Consider the following 6,328-nt stretch of genomic DNA (forward strand, 5'->3'; position numbering starts at 1 on the left):
TTATCTGCTGGACAAATATTATCAATAATCTCTCCAATCTTCATCTTATCAAGGACTTATCTTAAGAAGGACTAAAGAGCCAATTGTTTTGGAGAAAAACTTGATTTTGTCTTCTTAAAATATCTTCCACATCTTCTTTATCGGTTTTTAAAGCAAAAAACTTGAGAGTTTTTTAGTCTTATGTTAATCTATTATTAAGGTAGCGGAAAATGGGAAATTCTGCTTTACGAACCTCATTTAGGGCATTAAGGAGATGCCTTACTATATGGAACTTGTATGTATAATCTTTATTAAGGGACAATGGGCTTGAAAGCTATTGATAAATCCTTTCCACATATCCATTATTCCATAAGTTATCCCCTTTGCCCTTCTCTTACCAAACTTAAGCTCCAGAATGGCTTTAAGTCTTTCTCCTTTCTGCCTTCTCCTATATATAAAACCTCAGGGCCATTTGGTCCTTCAAGGCTACTTATCTCATAAAATAGCCCTGCCCCTTTCCAACTGAAATCTCATCTATTCCTAAAACATCTATTCCATCTAAATCCCTTTCCCTTTGAGCCTTTTCTATTGCCCTTTTATCTATTTCCTTTGATGTAGATGCCTTACTTCTTGTATATAAGAACCTTGCCTTCGGCAAGAACCTTGTTACTCGCTTTGCTCGTAATAGGAGCTATGTTTACTATAGACCTCCTGGTTACATCCACTACAGATATACCCTCCATCCCTTTCCAAGTATAAAACAACCTCATCACACATCCTAAATTCTTTCTTCTTTCTACCCCTCTTACATAAAATCCTTGAAATTCTGATAATTCTGTGAGATAATTTATTTGTTGCATCTATCTTAAGTTATCCTCCTATTTAAAACATTTGAGGATATTATACCCTTATCAGAAGCAACATTATAAATAAATTACTTTTGCACTAAATTCCGTGAAGAGCCTCTTTTATTTCAGTATATTGGGATTCGGTATTCGGGCAATGTTGTGCATTTATCCCCTCTATCTCGTTTATCCCGAATCCCGCCTATCCCTATCTTCATTGCTCTCCTTAAGATTAGCTGAACACATACCATTCATCTTCCCTTAAAGGCTATGAAGATAACCAAAAAATAAAGAAGGGTAAAAATTAAGCCGTGTCCTCTTGTAAGTCTCTTGCTCATAAGATTGGCTGTAGTAAACAGGGTTAAACAGGTCATCATTAGAAATTGAATATTAAGGATTCCTGTAATTTCCGAGTTACCTTTTAAAAACCCAATTAGACCTAATGTTCCAATAAGAAGGCTATTGTGATTTATTTTTGAGCCAATAAAATTACAGATAGATATTTCAGCCAAAGCACCATTTCTCATAACTGTAAGATATGCGGTAAGCTTCTCAGGCATTTCTGAGGCAATTGGTCCAATGATTATGGCAATGGTTATTGGGCTTATCCCTAATTTATGGGAAAGCTCAATAATTGTATCAACAAATGGCTCTGAGGCAAAGAATATAATTATTCCACCTATAATTAAAAACAAAAAGCTCTTTTTTATGCTCCCGGCCTTTTCTTTATTCTCTGCTTTGTATTTTAATGAATGGTTTAATGAATGGTGGGTTACCTGAATGACATAGATAAGAAAAATGGTAATTAGGATGATGCTATCCTTAAGGTCTAACCCCTTTCCTTCCCAAATAAGGAATAGGGCAATAATGGCTGTAGCTCCTAAATAGATTATATCTATATGTGTCTGATGTGAAAGGGGAATTTCCTTAACCGGCTTTTTGCTTATGGTGGTGGAAACTAAAATAACCGAGCCATAACCCAATGTAATAAGAAGGGAGCAGGCACCTATGGTTGAACCAATAGCAACATCATAATTTCCCTTAATAGATGCCCAGATAACAAACATATACTCGGGAAGGGTTGAAATAAGACCAAGAAAGACCGAACCAACAAGGTTAGCCCCATATCTTTTTGCAAGGCTTTCAGAACCATAGCTAAGTATTGCCGAAGCAAATGTTATTATGACCAAAAGGCCAAAAAAATGAAAATAAACCATTAAATTTGACAATTAGGGCAGAAGAATGTTCCCCGACCTCCCAACCTTATTTTTTTTATAGCTGAATTACAGGATAAACAAGCTTCTCCCTCCCTGTTATGAACCCTGCATCTAAAATTTCCCCTTCTGCCATCAAGGTGGATAAAGTCATCCAAAGTTACACCACCATTTTTAATTGCCTCGTTTAAAATATCTCCCATTGCCTTATATAAAACCCTTATTTCATCTTCTTTTAATGAACTAGCATCCCTTTCTGGATTTATCTTTGATAAAAACAATATCTCATCTGCATATGTATTTCCAATCCCAGCAATTTTCTTTTGCTCCATAAGAATTGGCTTTACCTTTCCCTTTTTAAGGATTTCTTTAAATTCAGAAATGCTTATTTTTAAGGCATCCTTTCCAAGATTAAAAACATCCTCCAATGAGGTATCCAAGAAAAGGCTAGCTCCTGCACCAAATGCAAGCTGGGAAAGGCAGAGGCTTTTTCCATTGTCAAAACAAAAGCTTAATTGTGACAGAATAGGCTTATCTGATACCCTCATCTGACCAAAAAGCTTAAGATGAATTGCAATAAAGCCTTTATTTGAAAGATTAAGAATAAGATTTTTTCCCCTTCTTTCTACACCCTCTATGCTTTCTCCCAAGATGGATTTTTTAAATTTATTGGCTGGCATATTTATTGTCCTTAAATCATTGATATTGATTTCTATTATTCTTTTTCCAATAAGACCATAGCTTATAATCTCATTCTTTAAAGTCTCTATCTCAGGAAGCTCAGGCATATCTTTTAAGTCTAAACTAAAGGGAATAGAAATGTCTAGGTAATTTTTGTATAATTTAGTTTTATGATAAGAATAGAAATTTTAAGGGATAATGAAAAAAGGATAATCTCCTTCTCTGCATCTGGTCATTCATTTTATAAGAAAAAGGGAGAGGATATAATCTGTGCTGGCGTCTCTGCTATTCTTCAAACGGCCATTCTTGGGCTTTCAGAATACCTTAATTTAGCCCTTAATGTAAAAAGAGAAGATGGTTTTCTTGATGTAAGGCTTGTCTTGAAACCAAGCCCTGAAGCATTATCAATCCTTGAGACAATGAGGCTTGGCATTTATGGAATTGCCGAGAAATATCCAAATTATATTGAAATTATAGAGAATCTTTGATATACTATTGCTATGGATTATAGCAAAACAATAAATCTTCCAAAAACAGGCTTTTCAATGAAGGCAGGCCTTCCTAAATTAGAGCCTGATATTTTGAAAAAATGGGAGGATATGGATATATACAAGGCTTTATTGGAAAACAACAAAGAAAAGGCAAAATATGTCCTCCATGATGGGCCACCTTATGCAAATGGCAATATCCACATTGGGCATAGCCTAAATAAAATCTTAAAGGACATAATTGTAAAATACAAGGCTATAAATAGCTTTAATACACCCTATATCCCAGGCTGGGATTGCCACGGCCTTCCTATTGAGCATAAGGTAATTGAGAGGCTCCCAAAGGATACAGAATTCTCTGAAATTAGAAAGAATTGCAGGGAATATGCAAATAAATTTGTCAATATTCAAAGGGAAGAATTTAAAAGGCTTGGCGTATTTGGCGATTGGAATAATCCATACCTTACATTTAAAAAGGAATACATCATAAAAACCCTGGAGCTTTTTAAGATAATGGTAAGGGATGGCTATGTATATAAGGATAAAAAGCCTGTATTTTGGTGTAAATCCTGTAGAACAGCATTAGCAGAGGCAGAGGTTATTTATAAAGAAAAGACAAGCCCGTCTATATATGTAAAATTCCCATATAAAGACAAAAACCTTCTTATATGGACAACAACGCCCTGGACATTGTTTGGAAATACAGGCATTGCTATACATCCAGAATACCTATATCAGGAGATAGAATATAACAAAGAAAAAATAATAATGATGAAAGATCTTACATCCCTTATGATGAAAGAAAAGGAATACAAGGTTTTAAGGGATATTTCTCCAAAGGAATTAAGCAATGAATACGCAGAGCATCCATTCCTTGAAAGAAAATCAAAGATAATCCTTGATTACCTTGTCAGTGCAGATTCTGGAACAGGCTGTGTCCATATTGCACCAGGTCATGGAATAGAGGATTATGCCGCAGGTTGTAAAAACAACCTTCCCTTAATCTGCGATGTTGATGATAATGGAAGGTTCATTGCCGGAATGTTCAAAGATGAGGATGTGTCTTTGGCAGATAAGAAGATTATTGAATATTTGGATGAAATTGGGATGCTTTTTAAAAAGGATGAAATTTTACATTCATATCCTCATTGCTGGAGGTGCAAAAAACCTATTATATTTCGGGCAACAAGCCAATGGTTCATAAATATTGACCACAGGGATTTAAGAAAGAGAATAATCTCTGCTTGTGATAATGTAGAGTGGATACCAGATTATGGAAAGAATAGGTTTGTATCAACGGTGGAAGCAAGGGCCGATTGGTGTATATCAAGGCAGAGGGCATGGGGAATTCCTATCCCAAGCTTTTTTTGCAATGATTGCCAGAGGTCCCATATTACAGAGGAAAGCATTGAGAAAACACAAGAGATAATTAAAGATGGCTCAATAGATGAATATTTTAGTAATGATATAACATCTGGTATATCCTGCCCCTTTTGTGGAGGAAAAAATCTTATAAAAGAAAAGGATATCCTTGATGTCTGGTTTGATTCCGGGTCTTCCCATTACGCTGTTTTAATGGATGAGAAAAGCCTTTCCTGGCCAGCAAACCTATATCTTGAAGGTTCTGATCAGCATCGTGGTTGGTTTCAATCATCTATTATAACAGCAATCGCAGGTTTTAATAGGGCTCCATACAAGGCTGTTTTGACACATGGATTTATCTTGGATGAAAAGGGGATTGCTATGTCAAAATCAGCCGGCAATGTTATTTCTCCCCAAGAGATTGTTGAAAAATATGGGGCAGATATATTAAGGCTTTGGGTTTGTTCTGTTGATTTCAGAGAGGATATAAAAATAGGTAAAGAGATTCTTTCACCAATCATTTTGTCATATAGAAAGATAAGGAATACATTTAGGTTTTTGTTAGGAAACCTTTATGATTTTTCTTGTGAAAAATCCGTAGAATATAATGAGCTAAAGGCTATTGACAAATATATCTTGCACTCTCTTTGTGCTTTAATAATTGATGTAGAAGATAGCTATTCTAAATTTGAGTTTCATAGGGCATTTAGGCTAATCCTTAATTTTTGCACAAGGGATTTATCAAATTTATATCTTGATGTATTAAAAGATAGGTTATATTGCGAAGAGGCTAATTCGCTCAAAAGAAGGGCAGGGCAGAATGTGCTTTATCAATGTCTTATCTCTCTGGTAAAGCTTATTGCACCAATCCTTTCATTCACCGCAGAAGAAATATGGGGATATATAAATCCGAAATCCGAAATCCGAAATCCGAAATCCGAAAGTGTGTTTTTGACAGGGTTTCCTGAGGTAAATCAAAAGCATAAAAATCCTGTGATAAAAGAAGAGATGGATGAAATTCTTGAAATAAGGGATGTGGTTAATCTTGCCTTGGAAAGGAAAAGGACCGATAAGGAAATTGCTTCATCGTTAGAGGCGGCCTTAAGAATAAAGACAGGGAAGTTTGACCTGCTCAATAAATATAAAGAGGAGCTTTGTGAAATATTTATTGTCTCCTCTATTGAGCTTGAAAAGAAAGAAGGCTTAGAGATAGAGGTTAGTAAGCACAAAGGAATAAAATGTCCAAGGTGCTGGATGAAAAGCTTTACAGAAAATAGAGATGGTCTATGCGAAAGGTGTAATGAGGTGTTGACAATACAAACATTTTAGGATAAAACTAACTATACTGAAATAAAATTGGTTTTTTTGTGTTATGCTAAAACAAAAATGGTTTGCAAACTTTTCGGTTAACAGTAGTTAGGCATCTTAACCCTAGCCCTTTAACAAAAGGGTTTGTTTGAAATTCAATTGATTTTTGGTATACCAAAAAAGGAGGTTCTATGGAGTATAAAGACTTTGCAAAGGTTGGTTTGGATGTAGAATTACCAAAAATTGAGGTGTTTGAGAATCAATTTGAAAATTATGAAATTACTATTACAATCCCAGAATTCACATCTATATGCCCAAAAACCCTGTTGCCTGACTTTGGATGTATAACCATTATTTATACGCCAGATAAGCTTTGTATTGAGCTTAAATCCCTAAAGGAATACATTTTAGGATATAGGAACCTTGGTATATTTTATGAGAATGCTGTAAA

The 6,328-nt window shown here is 35.1% G+C and carries 6 protein-coding genes; 3 read left to right on the top strand and 3 right to left on the bottom strand.

The features are described 5' to 3' along the window. Window positions 1-469: 469 nt before the first annotated feature. From AB1630_09535 to mutM, 3 genes are all read right to left on the bottom strand, one after another. Window positions 470-637, bottom strand: a complete 168-nt coding sequence (locus AB1630_09535) for a hypothetical protein (GenBank protein ID MEW6104031.1) — start codon at window positions 635-637, stop codon at window positions 470-472. Between the two features lie 438 nt (window positions 638-1,075). Continuing rightward, on the bottom strand, window positions 1,076-2,041 hold the full coding sequence (locus AB1630_09540; protein MEW6104032.1) for a hypothetical protein: 966 nt from the start codon (window positions 2,039-2,041) through the stop codon (window positions 1,076-1,078). Beyond that, window positions 2,041-2,826, bottom strand: coding sequence for a DNA-formamidopyrimidine glycosylase (gene mutM, locus AB1630_09545; protein MEW6104033.1), 786 nt, complete (start codon window positions 2,824-2,826; stop codon window positions 2,041-2,043). The genes AB1630_09540 and mutM overlap by 1 nt, the downstream gene beginning before the upstream one ends. Before the next feature lie 63 nt (window positions 2,827-2,889). Between mutM and AB1630_09550 the strand changes: the two genes are divergently transcribed. The 3 genes from AB1630_09550 to queF form a co-directional block, all read left to right on the top strand. Beyond that, window positions 2,890-3,207 carry a ribosomal-processing cysteine protease Prp gene (locus AB1630_09550; protein MEW6104034.1) on the top strand — a complete coding sequence of 106 codons (318 nt, stop codon included), beginning with the start codon at window positions 2,890-2,892 and terminating at the stop codon, window positions 3,205-3,207. Between the two features lie 12 nt (window positions 3,208-3,219). Next, window positions 3,220-5,898 (top strand): isoleucine--tRNA ligase, encoded by a 2,679-nt coding sequence (ileS, locus tag AB1630_09555; protein ID MEW6104035.1) that lies wholly within the window; start codon window positions 3,220-3,222, stop codon window positions 5,896-5,898. A 170-nt stretch (window positions 5,899-6,068) separates the two neighbouring features. Then, a partial coding sequence (gene queF / locus AB1630_09560; GenBank protein MEW6104036.1) for a preQ(1) synthase occupies window positions 6,069-6,328 on the top strand: 260 nt, incomplete at its 3' end.

Source organism: bacterium, assembly GCA_040753555.1.
Taxonomy (GTDB): domain Bacteria; phylum UBA9089; class UBA9088; order UBA9088; family UBA9088; genus JBFLYE01.

Coding starts and splice junctions, on each gene's coding strand:
- AB1630_09540 (MEW6104032.1), bottom strand. CDS start 2,041: ATGGTTTATTTTCATTTTTTTGGCCTTTTGGTCATAATAACATTTGCT.
- AB1630_09550 (MEW6104034.1), top strand. CDS start 2,890: ATGATAAGAATAGAAATTTTAAGGGATAATGAAAAAAGGATAATCTCC.
- mutM (MEW6104033.1), bottom strand. CDS start 2,826: ATGCCTGAGCTTCCTGAGATAGAGACTTTAAAGAATGAGATTATAAGC.
- ileS (MEW6104035.1), top strand. CDS start 3,220: ATGGATTATAGCAAAACAATAAATCTTCCAAAAACAGGCTTTTCAATG.